We start from the raw sequence: 18967 nt of genomic DNA, 5'->3' as shown, positions 1-18967 counted from the left end.
TCAGACTCTAGATCACGCCTGTTTCAGCCGCCCTGGAAGGTCGAACACCGACCCCAGCCGCCGCTCCTCCGGCACCCCTGGCGCCCGCCGGTCCGGGTCGATGAGGTAGGCCGTCATGCCGCACCGCTCGGGGCCGGCGAAGTCGGGCCCGTACGTGTCGCCCACGAACACGGCGGACCCGGCCGTGGTCCCCAGCGCGTCCAGCGCCGTGGCGTAGATCTCGGGATGCGGCTTGCGCCATCCCACCTCCACCGAGGTGACGACCGCGTCGAACGCCTCCAGCAGCCCCATCGCCGCCAGGTGGCCTGGGACGAGCGTGGCCAGGTGCGTGTTCGTCACGACGGCGAGCCGGTAGTCCGCCGACAGCTCCTCGACGAGCCCGGCCAGCCCGGGAAGGTAGTGCACGCCCGCGTTCCACTCCCCCACGTACGCAGTGACGAACTCCTCGACCTCGTCAGGGCCCGGCTCGCGCGCCAGCACCTCGCGGAGGAACGCCGTGCCCGCCTGGGCCATCGAGAACTCGCGGTCGTCCCGGTCGCTGAGCCGGTCGAACGCGGCCGACACCCGCGACCAGGTGCCGAGGAACTCCTCGTACGGCAGGCTCGCGCCGAGCCGGCGCAGCAGCGCGTACGTGGAGTCGTAGCCCTGCTCGGTGCGGCTGGCCGAGTACTCGACGAGCGTGCCGAAGAAGTCGAAGAGGATGTGGGTGCGGCGCATGGGGCCATCCTGCCGTGCGACCGGGAGGGCCCGCAGGCTGTCATGTTCACGACATGTCGCTGTTTACCCAGGCAGAAGGGGCTGCTCCGAGCAGGCATGATCCCGCATTCTCGTGTGCGAGCACAGCAGCACGACAGATCGGTTCGCTCATGAGATGGATTCCCCGCATCGCCGCCGCCTCGGGCCTGGGCCTGGGCCTGGCGATGTTAGCCGTCCCCGGGCCGGCCCGGGCCGCCGCGCCCCTGCCCGCCGGCGAGGAGCACCGGGTAACGCTGATCACCGGTGACGTGGTGACCGTGCGGGAGTTCGCCGGTGGCAAGCGCGCCGCGACCGTCGAGCCGGGCAAGGGGCGCGAGGACGTCAGGTTCTTCACCGAGGAGGAGAACGGCGACCTGGTGATCACGCCCGCCGACATGGTGCCGTACGTCTCCCGCGGCCTCGTGGACGAGCGGCTGTTCTCGGTCGGCGAGCTGATCGAGCAGGGCTACGACGACGAGAGCAGCGACGTGCTGCCGCTCATCCTGTCGTACGCGGACAGCGGCGCGAAGGCCATCACGCTGCGCAGCGTCAACGCGCGCACGCTGCGTGCCGACAAGGACGCCCTGCCCACCCTGTGGAACGGCGGCGGCGAGCCGAAGCTGCGTGACGGGCTGGCCAAGGTGTGGCTCGACGGCAAGGTCAAGGCGTCGCTGGAGCACAGCGTCCCGCAGGTGGGCGCGCCGCAGGCGTGGCAGGACGGCTACGACGGCAAGGGTGTCAAGGTCGCCGTCCTCGACACCGGGATCGACGAGGCCCACCCCGACGTCGCCGGGAAGATCACGGAGACCCGCAACTTCACCGGCGACCCCTCGGCCAAGGACGAGCACGGCCACGGCACCCACGTCGCCGCCACCGTAGCGGGCACCGGCGCCGCCTCGGGCGGCCTGCGCAAGGGCGTCGCCCCCGGTGCCGACCTGGCGATCGGCAAGGTGCTGGACAGGAACGGCAGCGGCTCCGAGTCGCAGGTGCTGGCCGGCATGGAGTGGGCCGCCAGGGACAGCGGCGCCGACATCGTCAGCATGAGCCTCGGCGGCGGCCCCACCGACGGCACCGACCCGCTCAGCCTCGCCGTGGACACGCTGACGGCGCAGACCGGCGCCCTGTTCGTGATCGCCGCGGGCAACGACGGCGACGAGTACACGGTCGGCTCGCCCGGCGCGGCCACCTCCGCGCTGACCGTCGGCGCCGTGGACGCCGCCGACGCCCTCGCGCCGTTCTCCAGCCGCGGCCCCCGCCTGGACGAGGCGATCAAGCCCGACATCACCGCGCCCGGCGTGAACATCACGGCCGCCAGGGCGAGCGGCACCGGCCTCGGCACGCCCGTGGACGACCTGCACACCAGGCTCTCCGGCACGTCCATGGCCACGCCGCACGTGGCGGGCGCGGCGGCGATCCTGGCCCAGCGGCATCCCGGGTGGAAGGCCGGGCAGCTCAAGGACGCCCTGGTCTCCACGGCGAGGACGATCGACGGGCAGACCCCGTACGAGCAGGGCGGCGGCCGCCTGGACGTGGCCCGGGCCGTACGCCAGCCGGTCACCGCCACCGCCTCCCTCAGCCTCGGCGTGCACGAGGACGGAGAGACGGGCACCCCCGGCGGCACCATCACCTACACCAACCACGGCCAGTCCCCGGTGACGCTCACGCTCACCCCCGCCCTCACCAACCTGGACGGCACCGCCCCCGGCGAGGGAGCCGTCACCCTGTCGGCCACCACGCTCACCGTCGAGGCGGGCGCCAGCGCGTCCGTCGAGGCCCGCGTGGACCTGGGCAGGCTCGCCCACGGCAGGCACGCCGGCTATGTCACCGCCTCCGACGGCTCCTCGGTCGCGCACACCACGCTCGCCCTGACCAGGCGCGGCAGGACGCACCGGGTGCACTTCACCGCCGTGGACCGCGACGGCAGCCCGGCCCGGGTGCCGCTGATCGCCATGTACGGCGCCGCGAGCAGGGACGACGCGTACGGCTACATCATGCGGGAGCACGAGGGCTGGACGGTCGAGGTGCCGGAGGGCACGTACCACACGCAGGCGATCATCGGCGAGAGCAGCGACGAGCTGCCCGTCGACACCCTCGTCGTCATGCCCGAGCTGCAGGTCGGCGCGGACCTGGAGGTGGTGCTCGACGCCAGGACCGCGGTGCCCGTCGAGATCAGGACCGCGCAGCCGGTGATGCAGGAGGGCATCTCCACCTACTTCACCCACCGCACCTACGGCTCCAGGAAGATCTCCCTGGGCGCCATGAACTTCCCCTCCGTAGAGGGCCTCGCCGTCACCCCCACCCGGCAGGTCACGAATGGCACGTTCGAGTTCGCCTCGCGCTGGCAGCTCGCCGCGCCCCGGGTCCAGGCCCGGCTCGGCCGCGACCCGCTCGTGGTCCGGCCGGCGATCAGGTCACCGGAGATCGCCGGCAGGCAGCGCTGGACGCTGGCGAACGCCGATGACCCCGACCTGAAGGGCAAGGCCGCCGTGATCACCAGCAAGGTGTTCGGCGACTGGACGTCCAAGCTGGACGACCTGGCCGCGGCCGGGGCGGTGGCGGCGATCGTGGTGGGGCCCGACGGCCGCGCCATGTGGCAGCCGTGGCAGCCGACCGGTACCCGGGACCCGCTGCCCACGCTGCTGGTCACGCACGACCGCGGGCAGGCGCTGCTGAAGGGCGGCGTGCTGGAGGTCACGGGGACGTTCGCGACGCCGTACCTCTACGAGGTCATGCAGGTCTCCACGGGCCGAGTGCCCGAGCGGGTCGTGCACGACGTGAGCCGGCGCAACACCGCGCTGGTCAGCTCCGGCTACCACGAGTCCGGCGGCGCCCGGTACGGCAAGGACCAGCGGTTCGGCTGGCGGCCGTGGCAGCAGTACGACCTGGACCTGCAGATGGAGACGCAGCGGATGGTGCCGACGCCGCTGCGCAGGGCCGAGTACGTCAGCTCGGGGGACACGCAGTGGCAGCACGTGGTGCAGCACATGCTCACCTGGGAGTCGCAGAGCCGGTTGCGTGGCGGCCTGACCGCCGAGCCGAGGACGTACCGGGCGGGTGAGCGGGTCGAGGAGAGCTGGTTCGCGCCGGTCGTGCGCCCCGCCGTCCGCACCGCGACCCGGGCGGGGGACGTGCTGTCGCTGCACGTGCCCGAGTTCGTGGACGCTGCCGGGCACGCCGGGTACAAGGGCGGCAGCGGCGACAAGGACACCGCCGTGGCCCGGTTCTACCGCGACGGCGAGCTGGTGGAGCAGCGCGACAGCCTGCGCGGCGACTTCCCCGCCGCCGAGGGCGAGGCCGAGTACCGCCTGGAGCTGGACACCACCCGCACGTCGGAGAACTGGCGCTACGCCACCGCCACCCGCACCGCGTGGACGTTCCGGTCCGCGCGCGGTGACGGCCCGCTGCCGCTGCTCGGCGTGGACTACGACGTGCCCGCCGACCTGGAGGGCCGGGTCCGCCGGACGCTCCCGGTCTCGCTCGGCTTCACCGCCCGCGACGCCAGGACGCTGACGGCCGAGCTGTCCTACGACGACGGCACGACCTGGCGGAGGCTGCCGCTCCTGCCCCTCGGCCACGGCCGGTGGACCGCGCTGGTCTCCCACCGGGCCACCGAGACGGGCGTGTCGCTGCGGGTGACCGCGACGGGCGCCTCGGGCGGCCGCTTCGAGCAGACCGTCACCAGGGCGTACGGGGTCAAGTAGTTCGAGCAGACCGTCACCGGGGCGTACGGAGTCAGGTAAGGGCTCACAACCAGCGCTCGCGGGCCGCATGCCAGGCCAGTTGCATCCTGGTCTGCGCGCCCGCGAGCCGCATCAGGTGGTAGACGCGGCGCTGCACCGTACGCAGGCTGAGCCCGAGCTGGCTGGCGATCGTCTTCTCCGGCACGCCGGCGACCAGCAGCGACAGCAGGTACAGCTCGTCGGCGTCCAGCGGGCAGGACGGGGTGTCGGTGACCTGCCCGTCCTCCAGGAACCTGATCGGCGTGGCCCGCTCCCACTGCGCCTCGAACAGCGCGATCAGCGCCTCCAGCAGGCTGCTGCCCCGCACCAGCGCGGCCGTCGTCTCGGTCACCCCCTCCGCGTGCTGCACCAGCGGCAGCAGCGCGATGGACCGGTCGGCGATCATCATCCGCACCGGCAGCGCGCGTACGGCCCGGGCCTGCTCGCCCAGCTTGATCCCGTAGGCCACGTTGGCCACCATGCCGGGCTCCTCCAGCAGGGCCTGCTCGTAGATGACCCGGTAGCCGACGCCGCGGCCGAGCGCCTCCAGCTCCTCGGTGTTGTCCACCGAGGGCATGACCACGTGGCCGGCGCGGCAGAAGTACAGCACCTCCTCCCGGGCGCTGTCCTGGAGATGGCGGACCTGCTCGCGGAGCGCGGCGCGGCTCGGCAGCACCTCGATCAGCCGGTCGGCGTCGCTGCGGCGCAGGCTGGCGCGGTACTCCTCGGCGAGCTGCTCCACGGCCTGCCGCGCCCAGTCGATCGTCTCCTGCCGGCGTACCAGGCGGGGGCCGAGCGCGACCTCGGGCGCCACCGGCGCGTACCTGCCGGCGGCCACCTCGCGGGCCAGGCCCGCCTCCCGCATGCCGGCCAGCGCGGCCCGCGCCGACTCCGTCGTGATTCCCAGCTCCTCGGCGAGGCCGGCGGCGTCCGCCTCGCCCGCCCGTACGAGTAACCGGTACGCCCGTTCCTCCAGTTCATCCAGCCCGGCTGCCTCCAGCATGCTGTCCATCATGGCAGGCGCGTGAAAGTTTCAGCCTCGATTGACGCCCGTGCGGGCACCGCCCATGATCATGATGCTTCCTGGTCAGGAGGAGGCGTCGAGCTGAATACCCGCAAATCCAGCACGAGGTGCGCCGATGCCGAAGATCCCCCTGCGAGCCACGTTGGCAGCCCTGCTGACGCTGACCGCCCTGAACGCTCCCGCCGCGTACGCGGACGAGCCCGCCGCCGTCGAGGTGACGGTGAACGCCCGCGCCGCACTGGCCACCGTCCCTGAGACGGGCCTCGGCACCAACCACGCGATCTGGGATACCAACCTGGGTACGAACGAGACCGCCGACCTGCTCAAGGACGCGGGCATGAAGCTGCTGCGCTACCCCGGCGGCTCCTACTCCGACATCTACCACTGGGCCGACCACACCGCCCCCGGCGGCTACGTGGCGCCGAACACCGACTTCGACTCCTTCATGAGCGGCGTCCGCCGTACCGGGGCGCAGCCGATGGTCACCGCCAACTACGGCACCGGCACCGCCGAGGAGGCCGCGGCCTGGGTACGCCACGCCAACGTCACCAAGGGGTACGGCGTCAAGTACTGGGAGATCGGCAACGAGAACTACGGCAACGGCCACTACGGCTCCGCCTGGGAGGCGGACGACCACGCCGACAAGAGCCCGAACGAGTACGCCCGCCACGTCGTCGCCTACGCCGACGCGATGAAGGCCGTCGATCCCACCATCAAGATCGGCGCCGTGCTGACCACGCCCGCGAACTGGCCCGACGCCATCGTGGCCGAGGGCGACAGCGGCTCCTGGAACAAGGTCGTGCTCTCCACCGCCGGATCGAAGATCGACTTCGTCATCCTGCACTGGTACCCCGGCGCCCTCGACAGGACCGGCCACATCCCCGACATGATCCAGCTCACCCGCGAGCAGCTCGCCAGGTACGCCGGGCCGGGCTCGGAGCGGATCGGCATCGCGATGACCGAGTTCAACACCGGCTCCAGCAGCAACGGCACCAACACCCAGCCGGGCGCGCTGGCCGCCGCCGACGCGTACGCGACGCTGCTGGCCAACGGCGTGTTCACGGTGGACTGGTGGAACGTGCACAACGGCATCGGCACCGTCACCGAGGTCGAGGGGCACACCGACTACGGCGACTTCGGCCTGCTGTCGAGCGGAGGGTGCACCTCCGACGGCAGCGTCTGCGAGCCGGCGCTGAACACCCCGTTCGCGCCGTACTACGCGTTGCAGATGATGAGCAGGTTCGCCCGCCCGGGTGACCGCTTCGTCCGCGCCGCGACGGACCAGCCGGAGGTCACCGCGCACGCGGCCCGCCGCCCGAACGGCGACCTGGCCGTCATGATGATCAACACCTCGTCCGACACGTCGTACCCGGTCGAGCTCGGCTACTCCGGCTTCGCCCCCGCCGCTGGCGCGCCCACCGTCCTGTCCCACACGAACGGCGCGACCGGCATCACCACCTCCACCTCCGGCACCGCGACCACCCAGACGCTGCCGCCCCTCTCCCTGACCACCGTCATCCTCAAGCCGTCGTCGGTACAGGCGGGCCGCCCCGGCACCCCCGGCCAGCCGGCCGTCACCGCCGTCACGGACCGGACCGCCACGATCACCTGGCCCGCCGCCAGGCCCGGCACCCGCCCGATCGCCAAGTACGAGCTCCACCGCCAGCACGGCGCCGTCTCCGAGCAGCTCGGCGAGACCACCGGCACCACCCTCACGGTCCGCAACCTCAAGCCGGGCACCCGCTACACGGTCAACGTGATCGCCAGGGACACCGGCGGCGCCTCCTCCGACCCCTCGCCCCCGCTCACCTTCACCACCGGCACCCCCGCCACCAGCTCCTGCTCCGTCAAGCTGACCATCCAGACGGACTGGGCCAGCGGCTACGTCGGCTCCATCGACATCACCAACCACGGCGCCCCGATGAACGGCTGGACCCTGTCGTTCAGCTGGCCCCGGCCGTGGCAGAGCTTCGGGAGCGGCTGGAGCGCCGTCTGGACCCAGTCCGGATCGGACGTCAAGGCCGTCAACGAGCCCGCCAACCCGTCGCTCGCCACGGGAGCCACCACCACGATCGGGTTCGTGGGCAACTACAGCGGCCCCAACGTGCTTCCGTCCGTCTTCACATTGAACGGCACGGTCTGCACCAGTCAGTGACCCTCGCCCCGGAGCACGCGGACGACCGCCGCCGCGTGCTCCGGGTCGGTGGCGGCCGCGGTGAGGTGCACGTCGTACGCGGCCTTGCGCTCATCTGACAGGAACGTGTCGCGGACCGCCGTGGCCGCCCGCCACCGGGCGCGGGCACTGTCGCGCTCCTCCCCGCTCGGCCGCCGCCACGGCGTGCAGGTCGGGCACGTCCGCTCTCCCGTCCGGGAGTCGACGAACGTCACGCTGTACCTGCCGCCCGGTGACCGGTGGGACTCGGCGCACGGGTCGGCGATCCACTCACCGGTCTCCCGATCGATCGGCTGCCCCGTGAGGTCGGCCTCCCAGAGGCGGACGAGCCGGTCCATGCCCCGCTCGTCCACGCTCTCCCCGCGCTGCGCCCGGCCCAGGGCCTCGGCCAGCACCGGATGCTCCTCGACCCCCGCCACCCGGCACAACCGCCGCGCCTCCGCGATCACCGCCACCCGCCGCACCCCGGGATCGGCCGCGTCGATCGCCTCGGCCAGCTCCGCGTCGTGCCCCCGCAGCGGATGGCCCGCCAGCGGATCCCCCGTCGGCGGGTCGTCCGGCACCGGGGCGGTGATGATCCCGCCGAACATCGGCTCCCCCAGCACCTCGGTGTCGAACAGCACCCCGCTGATCCGGCCGGCCAGGGCCAGCGAGGCCGGCACCACCTCGTCCCAGGTGTCGAGCTCGTCCTCCGGCTCCGTCGGCAGCCCCAGCTCCGCCATGTGCCCGTTCAGCGCGTCGGGCCGCGTGCCCCACCGCTCCTGCGGCCACTGCGGGCGGAAACCCGTCCGCACCTCACCGTCCACGGCGTGCATGAACCGGTGGGAGGCCGCGTAGTCGTGCCGCATGACCGCCACGGCCTCGCCGCCGCGCGACAGCTCCCGCAGCGTCACCCATCTGACGCCCTCCCAGCCGCGGAGCTCGAACGCGACCGTCCAGTCGCCCGCGCGCGCCGCGACGACCACGTCACAACACCCGTCGGTCTCCTCGACGCGCTCCCATAACTCCTCCCAGGAGTACGGGCGCATGTCCTGCTCGGCAACGCCGAACCTGCGCAGCGTCTCGCGCTCGTCCAGCCCCAGGACGAACGTGACGGTGTAGATCTCCTCCCAGCCGTGCTGCCATGCGTAGTCCTCGGCGGTGGCGTGCGACATGCGGGCTCTCCTCGATCGGTGCCGGGGTAGCGTGGAAGCTACCGGACGCCACCGACACCCCCGTCAGTCGTTCTCCACGGTGAGCAGCCCGCGCCGGAAGGCCGTGGCGACGGCGGCCGCGCGGTCGTTGACCCCCAGCTTGGTGTAGATGTGCAGCACGTGGCTCTTGACCGTGGCCTCGCTGATGAACAGCCGCGCGGCGGCCTCGCGGTTGGTCGCGCCGTCGGCGATGAGCCGCAGGATCTCCAGCTCCCGGGCGCTCAGCGGGTCGGCGGGGGTGCGGACCTGGCCGAGGAGGCGGGTGGCGACGGACGGGGAGAGTACGGCCTCGCCCCGCGCGGCCGTACGGACGGCGCGGACGAGTTCGTCCCTGCCGGTGTCCTTGAGGAGATAGCCGGTGGCGCCGGCCTCGACGGCCGGCATGACGTCGCGGTCGGTGTCGTAGGTGGTCAGGACGAGCACGCGGGCCGCGCTGCCCACCCTGGCCAGCTCCTTGATGGCCGCGACGCCGTCCATGCCCGGCATGCGCAGGTCCATGAGGATCACGTCCGGGCGCAGCGCCTGCGCGAGCGCGACGGCCTGCGCGCCGTCGGCGGCCTCGCCGAGCACCTCGAAGCCCGGGTCGCCGGCGAACATGCCGCGCAGCCCGTCGCGGACGATGGGATGGTCGTCGGCGATGAGCAGCCGGATCGGGGCCTCAGCCACGGGCCACCGCCGGGAGGCTCGCCGAGATCGCGGTGCCCGCCCCGGCCTCGGACTCGATCTCCAGCGTGCCCGCCAGCCGGTCCACCCGCTTGCGCATCGCGGTCAGGCCGAACGCCGTCAGCTTGGGGTCGAAACCGACGCCGTCGTCGCGTACGTCGAGAGTGACCAGGTCCTCCATGTACGACAGGGTCAGCCCGACCCTGGAGGCGTTCGCGTGCTTGGCGACGTTGGCCAGCGCCTCCTGCGCAGTACGCAGCAGCGTCTCCTCGACCTCTGGATGCATGGGTCGGACCGTACCAGTGATGGTGAATTCGGCCGGGGTCCCGTGGAGCTCGTTCCACCGGTCGACGACCTCCTCGAGCGCCTCGGGCAGCGGCGCGGCCTCCAGCTGGCCGGGGCCCACCGCGTTCACGGAGCGCCGGGCCTCGGCGAGGCTCTCGCGCGCCAGCCGTACGGCGAGGTCCACGTGGTGCCAGTCCTGGCTCTGCCTGGCCGCCTGGAGCTGGGTGATGATGCCCGTCAGCCCCTGGGCGAGGGTGTCGTGGATCTCGGCCGCCATGCGCTGCCGCTCGTCGAGCACCCCTGCCTCGCGGGCCTGGACCAGGAGCTGGGCGTGCAGGCCGGCGTTCTCCCGCATGGTCTGCTCCAGCTGGGACACCATGCGCTTGCGCTCGGCGCTGCGCTCGGCCGTGATCTCGCCGACGAAGCTGAACAGCCCGACCCCGGCCACGATGGCGCCCGTGAAGAACAGGAAGGTCAGGATCGAGAACGGCGTGGGCTCCGGCAGGCCGCCGCTGTAGGCCGCGCTGCTGATCGCCGCCGTGCCGGTCACTCCGGCGAACCGCCACTTGCCCTTCAGGTACTGCCAGGAGTGGAGGTACCCGGTGAAGCCGAAGAAGCTGGCGAACCACACTCCCTGCGTACAGAGCGCGCCGATCAGTAGGACCAGCCCCGCCACGTACACCGCGCCCCGCGGCACCAGCCACAACCACCCGCCGGCGAGCACGGCCAGCCCGACGGTTAGCCACGGCCGCGCGCCGGTGAGCAGGCAGAGGACCGTGGAGATCACCAGCAGCACGTACGGCGCCGCCGCGAGCTGGCGCTCCAGCAACTGTTCCCACCGGTCGAGGCGACCGACCATCCTTCACTCCCAGCGGAAGAACTTGGTTGCCGCGAGGCCGATGACCAGGGTGTAGGCGGCCATCACGCCCAGCGTCACGAGGCTGGGAGCACTACCCGCCCAGACGTCCCGGAGGCTCTCCACGAAAGCACCCAGAGGGGTAAATTTCCCGACGAGCGCCACCATATCCGGCAGTTGATCCACCGGCTGCATGAGCCCGGCGAGATAGGCCATCGGGAAGTACAGCAGGACACCGATCCCGTTGGCCGCCCTGCCGTTCGGCGCCAGGGCCGCCACCAGCGAGCCGATCGCGAACATGCTCGCCGTACCGAGCACGAAGGCGAGCACGCCGGAGAGCACCAGGCCGGGCAGGTGCGCGCCCAGGACCGTGCCCGCGACGGCCATCAGCAGCCCGCACGCGGCCACCACCAGCACGAGCTGGAGCAGCAACTGCACCACCAGCAGCCTGCCCGGATGCACCGGCGTGATGGACAGCCTGCGCAGGATGCCCCGTTCGCGGTAGGTGGCCAGGGTGGTGGGGAGCAGGTACAGGCCCACCAGCCCCACGGCGATGGCCAGCGCCATCGGCAGCAGCACGGTGTCTCCCGGCTGGATCGAGCTGCCGAACACCACCAGGATGAACAGCGGGATGAGCAGCGAGAACAGCGCCCCCGGTTCGCGGGTGAGCAGCTTGGTCTCCACCAGGGCGAGCTTCATCATGATCGTTCTCCTCAGAAGGACTGGCCGGTCAGGGCGGTGAACGCGTCTTCCAGCGTCCGGTTGTCGATGCGCAGGTCGCTGACCAGCACGTGGTGGCGGGCCAGGTGGGCCGTGACCGCCGTGGCGAAGTCCCCGCGGCCCGTGACGATCACGCGGTTCCCCGTCCTGGACACCCCGGTCACCCCCGGCAGCCCCGCCAGGTCGCCCAGGTCCCTGGCCTGTACCGTGAACCGCATCCGCTGCTCGCCGCCGACCAGCCCGGACGGCGTGTCCACCGCCACGACCCTGCCGCGGTCGAGCACCATGACCCGGTCGCACAGCTCCTCCACCTCGTCCATGAAGTGGCTGACCAGCACCACCGTCACCCCACTGGCCCTGATCCGCTTGATCAGCTCCCAGGTCGTCCGGCGGGCCTGCGGGTCCAGCCCCGTGGTCAGCTCGTCCAGGAACGCCACCCTCGGGTTCCCCACGAGCGCCAGCGCGATGAACAGCCGCTGCTTCTGGCCGCCGGACAACTTGCCGAACCTGGCGTTCCGCTTGTCCGCCAGCCCCCACTCCTCCAGCAGCTCCCGCCAGTCACGCGGCCGGGCGTAGAACGAGGCGTACAGGTCGAGCGCCTCCCACACCTTCAGGTTCTCCGGGAGCTGCGCCTGCTGGAGCTGCACCCCGATCAGCTCGTGCATCTCCCGCGCGTCCCTGACCGGGTCGAGGCCGAACACCTCGATCGTCCCGCTGTCGGGGCGGCGCAGCCCCTCCACGCACTCCACGGTGGTGGTCTTGCCGGTGCCGTTCGGGCCGAGCACGCCGAAGATCTCGCCCTCCTCCACGGAGAACGACACCCCGTCCAGGACCGTCTGGCCCGCGTACGCCTTGCGCAGGTCCGTGACCTCGATGACTGCCATGGCTCAAGCATGCTGCCGGGGCCCCGCCCGCCGAATCGACCTGTCAGCCACAACAGGCGGGGGATGATGCTGACCGGAGAATCCACCGAACGGTGGATGGACTCACCTCGGGAAGCCGTACTCGTCGGCCAGCGCGGCGACGGGCAGCGTCCGTCCGGAGTGCCGCCCCACGTCGGGATCCTCCAGCAGCGCCCGCACCGCCCGCCCGGGGAACTCCACGGAGTCGCCCTCGGTGACGTCCTCGCCCAGCTCCGCCAGGATCGCCTCCGTACGCGTGAACCCCGGCGAGATGGCCAGCGCGGTGACCCGGTGCGGCCGCAGGTCGTGGGCCAGCGAGCGGGCCAGCCGGCTGACGCCCGTCATGGCGAGATCGTAGAAGAGGTGCCCGGCGATCACCTCGGCGTCCGGGTCGGCGTAGCCGGTGAGCACGATCAGGCCGCCCCGCTCGATCAGCAGCGGCGCGGCGTACCAGGCCGAGACGAGGTGGCTGCGCACCCCGACGTCGATCATGTTGTGCCAGTGGTCGAGCGGGAGCGTCCAGAACGGGCCTCCCCTGAACGGCAGCGCGTTGCCGGCGCACGCGTTCGCGACCAGCAGGTCCAGCCCGCCGTGCTCGGCGCGCACCCGGGCGAACAGCTCCTCCACCGCCCGGTCGTCGGCATGGTCCACCCGGACGGGCACCCCCGTGCCGCCGCGCCCGCTCACCTGCTCGGCGGTGTCCTCCACCGTGCCGGGCAGCTCGGAGTGGCGTCGCTCGCGGCTCTCGCGGTCGGTGACGTAGACCGTGGCCCCCGCTTCGCCGAGCACGAGGGCGATCCCCCGCCCGATCCCGCGCGCCGCTCCGGTGACGACGGCGACCGTGCCGGTCATGCGGGCCTCCTCCGCTCAGGTCTACAGTGGGGTTACCCGGCTCGTGAACGGCGACCCTCCCGGGAGGCGGTCATGCGCACAGGCATCGTGGTCCCGGCCCGGCCCGGCGTGGACGAGCTCGCCGCGCAAGCCGAGGAGCTGGGCTTCAGCAGCTTCTGGGTCTACGACACGCCGATGCTGCACGGCGACCCGTTCGTGGCGCTGGCCCTGTGCGCGAAGGCCACCCGCCGCATCAGGCTCGGCATCGGCGTGACCTCCCCGGCCCTCCGGTCGGCCCCGGCCGCGGCCGGCGCCTTCGCCGGCCTGAACGCGCTGGCTCCGGGCCGCGTCATCTGCGGCGTGGGAACCGGGAACACCGCCCGCCGCTCCCTGGGCCTGCCACCGGTCACCACGTCCGAACTCGAGACGTTCACCGCCACTCTCCAGGACCTGTGCGCCGGCCGGACCGCCGAGTACCGCGAGGCCGGCCAGGCCCGCGACATCCGGCTCCTGCACACCGGCGGGCACGTGAACACCACCGACCCGATCGAGTTCCTGATCGCCGCGAACGGCCAGAAGGCCGCCGCCGTCGCCGGCCGCCGCGGCACCGGCCTCATCTCCTTCGGCCTCCTGGACCCCGCCGCCTGGCACGCCCTCCACCAGGCCCGCCGCCAGCCCACGGGCCAGCCCCGGGGCACTCAGTCGTACGTCATGACCGCCCTGCACGTCCTCGCCGACGGCGACGACCCCCACGGCGACGCGGCGCGGGACGCGACCGGGCACATCGTCATGTCCCTGCTGACCTTCGCCGCCGAGAACCCCGCCTTCGCCGAACGGCTCGGCCCCGGGGAACGCGACGCGGTGCACCGGCTCCTCGACCGTCGAGGCATCACCGCAACCACCCCGGCCCGGCACCTCGCGCTCTACCCGGGCTACCTGGAACGCATCGCGGCCGCGGATCGGGACCTGATCCTGCCATCGCTGATGGACGCGCTCACCCTGGTCGGTACCCGGGACGACCTGCTCGGCCGCATCGCCGCCCTGGAGCGGGCCGGGGTCGACGAGCTCGTCGTCCAGCCGGTGATCGACCCCTCGGCGGAGATGGCCGAGCTCGCGAAGCTGACCGGCTGACCCCGATCATGCCAGTGACTCGATTCGCCGGCGTGACCAGGGACTAGAACCGTGGCGTCATTCCCGGCGGGGGACCGGAGGGCCATGACTGTGCTCACCGTACGCGCGGCGTAGAGCAGCCCGTACGGGGCGCGGATCAGACGTTGCACTCTTCATTCAGTAACCCATGCCGCCAGCAGCCGCTCGGTCGTCTCCTGAACGGTCAGCCGCGTGGTGTCCAGCCATAGATCGACCACGGCCATCGATCGCTGCTCCCGATGGAGCATGGCGAACTCATCCCAGGTGATGTAGACCGGCCGCCCCTCAGCACGCTCCCGAGCCCGCCCGTACGCCACGTGCAGATGCACCACGAGAACACCGTCCAGCGACGCCCGGTACACGGCAAGCGTCTCCTCATTCAGGACGTCGGCGACGACGACGTCCATCCCCGCCGTGACGAAGTTCCTGGCCAGACTGCATGCGTTGACCGCGCTGAGCCTCCGCTGCCGCCACCCCTCCGAGCCCTCCCAGGGAGCGGCCGCACCGGCGACCACGAGCTGCCGCACATCGTCCACGTCGATGAAGGCGCACCTGGTTCGTGTACTCGCCAGCCGCCGCCCCAAGGTGCTCTTCCCCGCTGCCGGCGGACCGGACAACACCAGGACCCTCATGATGATCTACTACCCGCATGGCATCAGAACCACAAAAACGCCCCGGAGCGGTGACCGCTTCGGGGCATCTCAGTCATTCAAAACTGGTGGTCAGGGGCAGGGTCGAACTGCCGACCTTCCGCTTTTCAGGCGGACGCTCGTACCAACTGAGCTACCTGACCCAGAGCGGTCCTGACGGGACTTGAACCCGCGACCTCCACCTTGACAGGGTGGCGAGCACTCCAAACTGCTCTACAGGACCTTGCGTCTTGCGTTTCGTTCTGTTTGCGCTCGCTTAGCTTACCAGCTCTTCGGTGGTCTTCGACCGGCCGTTTTGCGGGTGCGCTAGGCGCTCGCGGTGCCCCCAACGGGATTCGAACCCGTGCCGCCGCCTTGAAAGGGCGGTGTCCTAGGCCGCTAGACGATGGGGGCTTAGGTTTCCCTGTCGCCTTCCGTCGGGGACCTCTGAAGCATAGGGGACGATTGCCCTTGATGCCAAAGTGGCGGACCGGCGGCCGGCGAGGCGGGGGTGCCAGTGAGCGATCCCGTTGGCGACGGGGCGTTCGTTGGCTCCGGGGAAATCATACGTTGTGGGTCGGGCTCCACGTGACGCTGGATGTACACCGACTGCTCCCCCAGGCCGCCCAGCGTGATGTCGTCCCACGCCTGCAGCCGTCTGGTCTCCCTGTCGAAGTACAGGACCGACGCCTGGACCGGCGTGGGCTGGGCGTGTTCGAGCGCGCGCAGGCCCGCACCGCCCGTCGAGCCCTGGATGAGCATGCGGGTGCCCGTCGGGAACACGGTCGTGCGGCGTTCGTGGGTGTGGCCGGCCAGGATCATGGGGGCCGCGCCGGAGAAGCCGTTCCCGACCTCCCCGTCGTGCACCGCGATCAGGTCCGCCTTGCCGACCTTGGACTGGTGGGCGCGGCCGAACTCGGCGAGCGCCGCCGGGTCGGAGTCGACGGTCACGGACTTGTCCGGGGTGAAGCGGGGGTCGCCGAGCCCGTAGATGGTCAGGCCCGCCACCTGCTGCGAGGTGTTGTCCAGGACGATGGCGTTCTTCTGCTTCTCGACGGCCTTCTGGGTGGTCATCGAGTCGTGGTTGCCGCGTACGAACACGTACGGGACCTGGAGGGTGCGGATCTCGTCGACGAACTTGTTCTCCGCCTTGGTGCCGTGGTCGGAGATGTCGCCGGTGTCGACGATGAGGTCCACCGCGAACTGGTCCTTGAGCGAGCGGATGACGTTCCAGGCGATGGGGTTGAGGTGGATGTCGGAGATGTGCAGGACTCGGATGGTCTTGGGGTCGGCGTCGTAGAGCGGCAGGGTCGAGACCGTGTCGTACAGCTTCGAGACGTTCGTCACGAGCTTGGTGAGCTGGGAGCGGTACGACTCGAAGCGCGTGACGATCGACTCCGCGCTGCCCACGAGTGACGGGGCGGCGGCGATCAGGCCCGAGTAGCGCGGTTCCACGAGCGAGTTGGGACGGAACGTGAGCGCCGCGAGGGCTCCGGTGGCGGCGAGGGCCACAGAGGCCGCCAGAAGGCCCACCAGAGCCGTTCTCGGACGGCGGAAGACCATGAGAACGGCGACCAGGGCTCCCGCGCCCGCACAGAGCAACGAGCGGATGACGAGGGCCCGCACGCCGTCCAGCAGGTCGTCCTCGATCACGCCCGGCAGGCGGTCGGCCAGGCGCGGGTCCTCCAGGAGGGACCTGGCACGTTCCTGGTCGATGTTCTCGAGCGTGATACGCAGCCTGAGAGGCGCGCTGTGGGTCTGGAAGGTCAGGGTGCCGAGCGGGCTGGCGTCCACGACCGTCTCGCCGTCCCAGGCGGGGCGCAGGGACATGCCGGTCTCCACCGGACCCACTTGGGCGCGTACGGTGCCGCTGAGGAAGATGCCCAGCCAGGCACCCACCGCTGCCACCAGGAGCACCGCGGCGACCCGTGCGGCGCGTGATCGAAGGACTGCCTTTGACCTGTGCACGAACTTCATACGGTTTCTTGCTTACCTGTCGGGCGGGGCAGAATGGCAGGTGTGATCGAGGTTTCGCGGGAGAAGTTCGAGGAACTCGTGGCCGAGGCTTTGGACACGATTCCGCCAGACCTCACGCGCGCCATGAGCAATGTCGTCGTCACGGTCGTCGATGACCCGCCCGAGCCCCACCTGCTCGGCTTGTACACCGGTGTCCCCCTCACCGAACGCGGCGACTGGTACTCAGCAGTTCTGCCCGACCGGATCGAGATCTACCGCAATCCCATATGCGAAATTTGCGATACCGAGGAAGACGTGATCGACGAGGTCCGCATCACGGTCGTGCATGAGGTCGGCCATCACTTCGGCATCGACGACGCCCGGCTTCACGAATTGGGCTGGTAACCCTTTGCTTTTGGTTGGCTGCTTTGGGTTGCGGCCGGCCCCTCCGTCGGGCACCTTAGGTCACATAGCGAGCACCCTGAGTCAGGCACAGCGGAGTCCAGTGGGGGCCATGCGGGCGCGACGGCCGCCGGGACGGCATCGCCGTGCCGGAGAAGCACGACAAGTCACATATCGGGAAGTCATCGCCGTCAAGGAGTTCCGGGCACTCTGGTACGGCCAGGGCCTGTCGCTCCTCGGCGACCAGCTCGCCCAGGTGGCGCTCGCCGTGCTCGTCTACGACCGCACCGGCTCGCCGCTGGCCACGGCCGCGGTGTACGCGCTGACGTACCTGCCCTCCATCGTCGGCGGGCCGCTGCTGGCCGGGCTGGCCGACCGGTTCGCGCGCAGGGGCGTCATGCTGGCCTGCGACCTGCTCCGGGCGGCGCTGGTGGGCGTGATGGCGGTGCCGGGCGTACCGTTCTGGGCGTTGTGCGTGCTGGTGTTCTTCGTCGTGCTGCTCAGCGCGCCGTTCTCGGCCGCGCGGGCGGCGCTGCTTCCCGAGGTGCTGCAGGGCGACGCGTACGTCCTCGGCTCCGCCCTGCAGAACATGACCAACCAGGCCGTGCAGATGCTCGGTTTCGCCACCGGCGGAGCGTTGATCGCGACCATGGGCCCGTACCGCGCGCTCGCCCTCGACGCCGCCACGTTCCTGGGATCGGCGCTGATCCTGGTCTCGGGCGTACGCTGCCGGCCCGCGTCCGGAGGCCCGTCGAAGCCCTCCATGTGGTCGATGACCGCGAGCGGCGCCCGGCTCGTGTTCGGCTCGCCGAAGCTGCGCACGCTGGTGCTGTTCGCCTGGCTGTGCGGGTTCTACATCCTGCCCGAGGGCATCGCGGCCCCGTACGCGGCCAGGCTCGCCGACGGCACGCTGCCCGTACCGGTGATCACCGGCCTGCTGATGGCGGCCATGCCCGCCGGGACTGTCGTGGGGGCGTTCCTGTTCAGCAGGTTCGTCTCGCCGCCGCGGCGGCTGCGGCTCATGGGGTGGATGGCCATGCTGAGCTGCGCGCCCCTCGTCGTCACCGCGGTGCGCCCGCCGCTGGCCGTGGTGCTGGCCGCGTGGGTGCTGTCGGGGATCGGCGGGGCGTACCAGCTCGCGGCCAACGCCGCCTTCGTCCAGTACGTACCGGCCGAACGTCGCGCGCAGGCGTTCGGCCTCGTGCAGTCGGGGTTGATGGCCGTGCAGGGCATCGGCATCCTGGTGGGCGGGTTCGCCGCGGAGAGACTCGGCCCCGAACCGGTGGTCGCGCTGGCGGGGATCGCCGGAGTGATCAGCGCGGCCGTGCTGGCCCTGGTCTGGACCGAGTCCCGTGACAAGACCGCCCCGATGCGTGCCGAGGCCACCGCCTGATCACTGCTGCGGCTTCTGCTCGCCGCTCCAGTCGGTCGAGGTGGCCTTGTTCTGCTGCTTGTTGATGATGTCCTGGACGATCGAGGTCTCGTGCTCCTCGTCAGGCATGAGGAGCCAGCCGATCGCGTACAGCGCGACACCCGCCCCGCCGAACAGCGTCGCGATCGCCAGCGCGATCCGCACCAGGTTGGCGTCGATCCCGACGAACTCGCCGACACCCGAGCAGACACCCGCGATGATCCGGCCCTTGTGAGTGCGACGCAGCTTCTTGACGTTGTATTCGCTCATGCCTCAAGACTGCCCGGCGGCCCGGTGTTCGCACATCAGGATTGCCCCT

16 protein-coding genes and 3 tRNA genes are annotated in these 18967 nt (G+C 71.3%); 5 read left to right on the top strand and 14 right to left on the bottom strand.

Features of this window, described 5'->3' with window-relative positions; translation table 11 throughout:
* Positions 1 to 12: 12 nt before the first annotated feature.
* Complete coding sequence (locus HD593_RS01385) at positions 13 to 717, bottom strand: HAD family hydrolase (protein WP_185100324.1); 705 nt, start codon at positions 715 to 717, stop codon at positions 13 to 15.
* A 149-nt stretch (positions 718 to 866) separates the two neighbouring features.
* Here HD593_RS01385 and HD593_RS01380 point away from each other — a divergent pair, with 149 nt between their 5' ends.
* Positions 867 to 4436 (top strand): S8 family peptidase, encoded by a 3570-nt coding sequence (locus tag HD593_RS01380; RefSeq protein WP_185100323.1) that lies wholly within the window; start codon positions 867 to 869, stop codon positions 4434 to 4436.
* A 43-nt stretch (positions 4437 to 4479) separates the two neighbouring features.
* Here HD593_RS01380 and HD593_RS01375 read toward each other — a convergent pair whose 3' ends face one another.
* Positions 4480 to 5457 carry a helix-turn-helix domain-containing protein gene (locus HD593_RS01375; protein ID WP_185100322.1) on the bottom strand — a complete coding sequence of 326 codons (978 nt, stop codon included), beginning with the start codon at positions 5455 to 5457 and terminating at the stop codon, positions 4480 to 4482.
* A gap of 136 nt (positions 5458 to 5593) precedes the next feature.
* Here HD593_RS01375 and HD593_RS01370 point away from each other — a divergent pair, with 136 nt between their 5' ends.
* Positions 5594 to 7633 carry a cellulose binding domain-containing protein gene (locus tag HD593_RS01370; RefSeq protein WP_185100321.1) on the top strand — a complete coding sequence of 680 codons (2040 nt, stop codon included), beginning with the start codon at positions 5594 to 5596 and terminating at the stop codon, positions 7631 to 7633.
* Here the strand turns inward: HD593_RS01370 and HD593_RS01365 are convergent.
* The 6 genes from HD593_RS01365 to HD593_RS01340 all read right to left on the bottom strand — a co-directional run bounded on the left by HD593_RS01365 (position 7627) and on the right by HD593_RS01340 (position 13122).
* Complete coding sequence (locus HD593_RS01365; RefSeq protein ID WP_185100320.1) at positions 7627 to 8805, bottom strand: DUF6461 domain-containing protein; 1179 nt, start codon at positions 8803 to 8805, stop codon at positions 7627 to 7629. The genes HD593_RS01370 and HD593_RS01365 overlap by 7 nt on opposite strands.
* A gap of 63 nt (positions 8806 to 8868) precedes the next feature.
* Positions 8869 to 9510 (bottom strand): response regulator, encoded by a 642-nt coding sequence (locus HD593_RS01360; RefSeq protein WP_185100319.1) that lies wholly within the window; start codon positions 9508 to 9510, stop codon positions 8869 to 8871.
* Positions 9503 to 10651: a sensor histidine kinase gene (locus HD593_RS01355; RefSeq protein WP_185100318.1), complete on the bottom strand. Its 1149-nt coding sequence runs from the start codon at positions 10649 to 10651 to the stop codon at positions 9503 to 9505. The genes HD593_RS01360 and HD593_RS01355 overlap by 8 nt, the downstream gene beginning before the upstream one ends.
* Before the next feature lie 3 nt (positions 10652 to 10654).
* Positions 10655 to 11350, bottom strand: coding sequence for an ABC transporter permease (locus HD593_RS01350; RefSeq protein ID WP_185100317.1), 696 nt, complete (start codon positions 11348 to 11350; stop codon positions 10655 to 10657).
* Between the two features lie 11 nt (positions 11351 to 11361).
* Positions 11362 to 12252 (bottom strand): ABC transporter ATP-binding protein, encoded by an 891-nt coding sequence (locus HD593_RS01345; protein ID WP_185100316.1) that lies wholly within the window; start codon positions 12250 to 12252, stop codon positions 11362 to 11364.
* Between the two features lie 102 nt (positions 12253 to 12354).
* Entirely contained in the window at positions 12355 to 13122 is a 768-nt protein-coding gene (locus tag HD593_RS01340; RefSeq protein WP_185100315.1) for an SDR family oxidoreductase, read from the bottom strand.
* 72 nt (positions 13123 to 13194) lie between these two features.
* Here HD593_RS01340 and HD593_RS01335 point away from each other — a divergent pair, with 72 nt between their 5' ends.
* Complete coding sequence (locus tag HD593_RS01335; RefSeq protein WP_185100314.1) at positions 13195 to 14232, top strand: LLM class flavin-dependent oxidoreductase; 1038 nt, start codon at positions 13195 to 13197, stop codon at positions 14230 to 14232.
* A gap of 152 nt (positions 14233 to 14384) precedes the next feature.
* Here HD593_RS01335 and HD593_RS01330 read toward each other — a convergent pair whose 3' ends face one another.
* From HD593_RS01330 to HD593_RS01310, 5 genes are all read right to left on the bottom strand, one after another.
* Positions 14385 to 14882, bottom strand: coding sequence for an AAA family ATPase (locus tag HD593_RS01330; RefSeq protein ID WP_185100313.1), 498 nt, complete (start codon positions 14880 to 14882; stop codon positions 14385 to 14387).
* A gap of 84 nt (positions 14883 to 14966) precedes the next feature.
* A tRNA-Phe gene (locus tag HD593_RS01325) sits at positions 14967 to 15043 on the bottom strand.
* Between the two features lie 5 nt (positions 15044 to 15048).
* Positions 15049 to 15123: transfer RNA gene (locus HD593_RS01320), tRNA-Asp, on the bottom strand.
* Between the two features lie 97 nt (positions 15124 to 15220).
* A tRNA-Glu gene (locus HD593_RS01315) sits at positions 15221 to 15293 on the bottom strand.
* Positions 15294 to 16787 (bottom strand): metallophosphoesterase family protein, encoded by a 1494-nt coding sequence (locus tag HD593_RS01310; protein ID WP_312903303.1) that lies wholly within the window; start codon positions 16785 to 16787, stop codon positions 15294 to 15296.
* Between the two features lie 102 nt (positions 16788 to 16889).
* Here HD593_RS01310 and HD593_RS01305 point away from each other — a divergent pair, with 102 nt between their 5' ends.
* Positions 16890 to 17240 (top strand): metallopeptidase family protein, encoded by a 351-nt coding sequence (locus HD593_RS01305; RefSeq protein ID WP_185100311.1) that lies wholly within the window; start codon positions 16890 to 16892, stop codon positions 17238 to 17240.
* A 109-nt stretch (positions 17241 to 17349) separates the two neighbouring features.
* Positions 17350 to 18630 carry an MFS transporter gene (locus tag HD593_RS01300; protein WP_185100310.1) on the top strand — a complete coding sequence of 427 codons (1281 nt, stop codon included), beginning with the start codon at positions 17350 to 17352 and terminating at the stop codon, positions 18628 to 18630.
* Here the strand turns inward: HD593_RS01300 and HD593_RS01295 are convergent, their stop codons facing one another.
* The gene (locus HD593_RS01295; protein ID WP_185100309.1) at positions 18631 to 18918 is read right to left on the bottom strand and encodes a PspC domain-containing protein; all 288 of its coding nucleotides are present in this window, start codon (positions 18916 to 18918) and stop codon (positions 18631 to 18633) included.
* Positions 18919 to 18967 lie beyond the last annotated feature (49 nt).

Origin of the sequence: Nonomuraea rubra (assembly GCF_014207985.1) — a bacterium.
GTDB classification, from domain to species: domain Bacteria; phylum Actinomycetota; class Actinomycetes; order Streptosporangiales; family Streptosporangiaceae; genus Nonomuraea; species Nonomuraea rubra.
The sequence above is the reverse complement of the archived record's forward strand: the minus strand, read 5'-3'. Positions and strand labels throughout refer to the sequence as shown.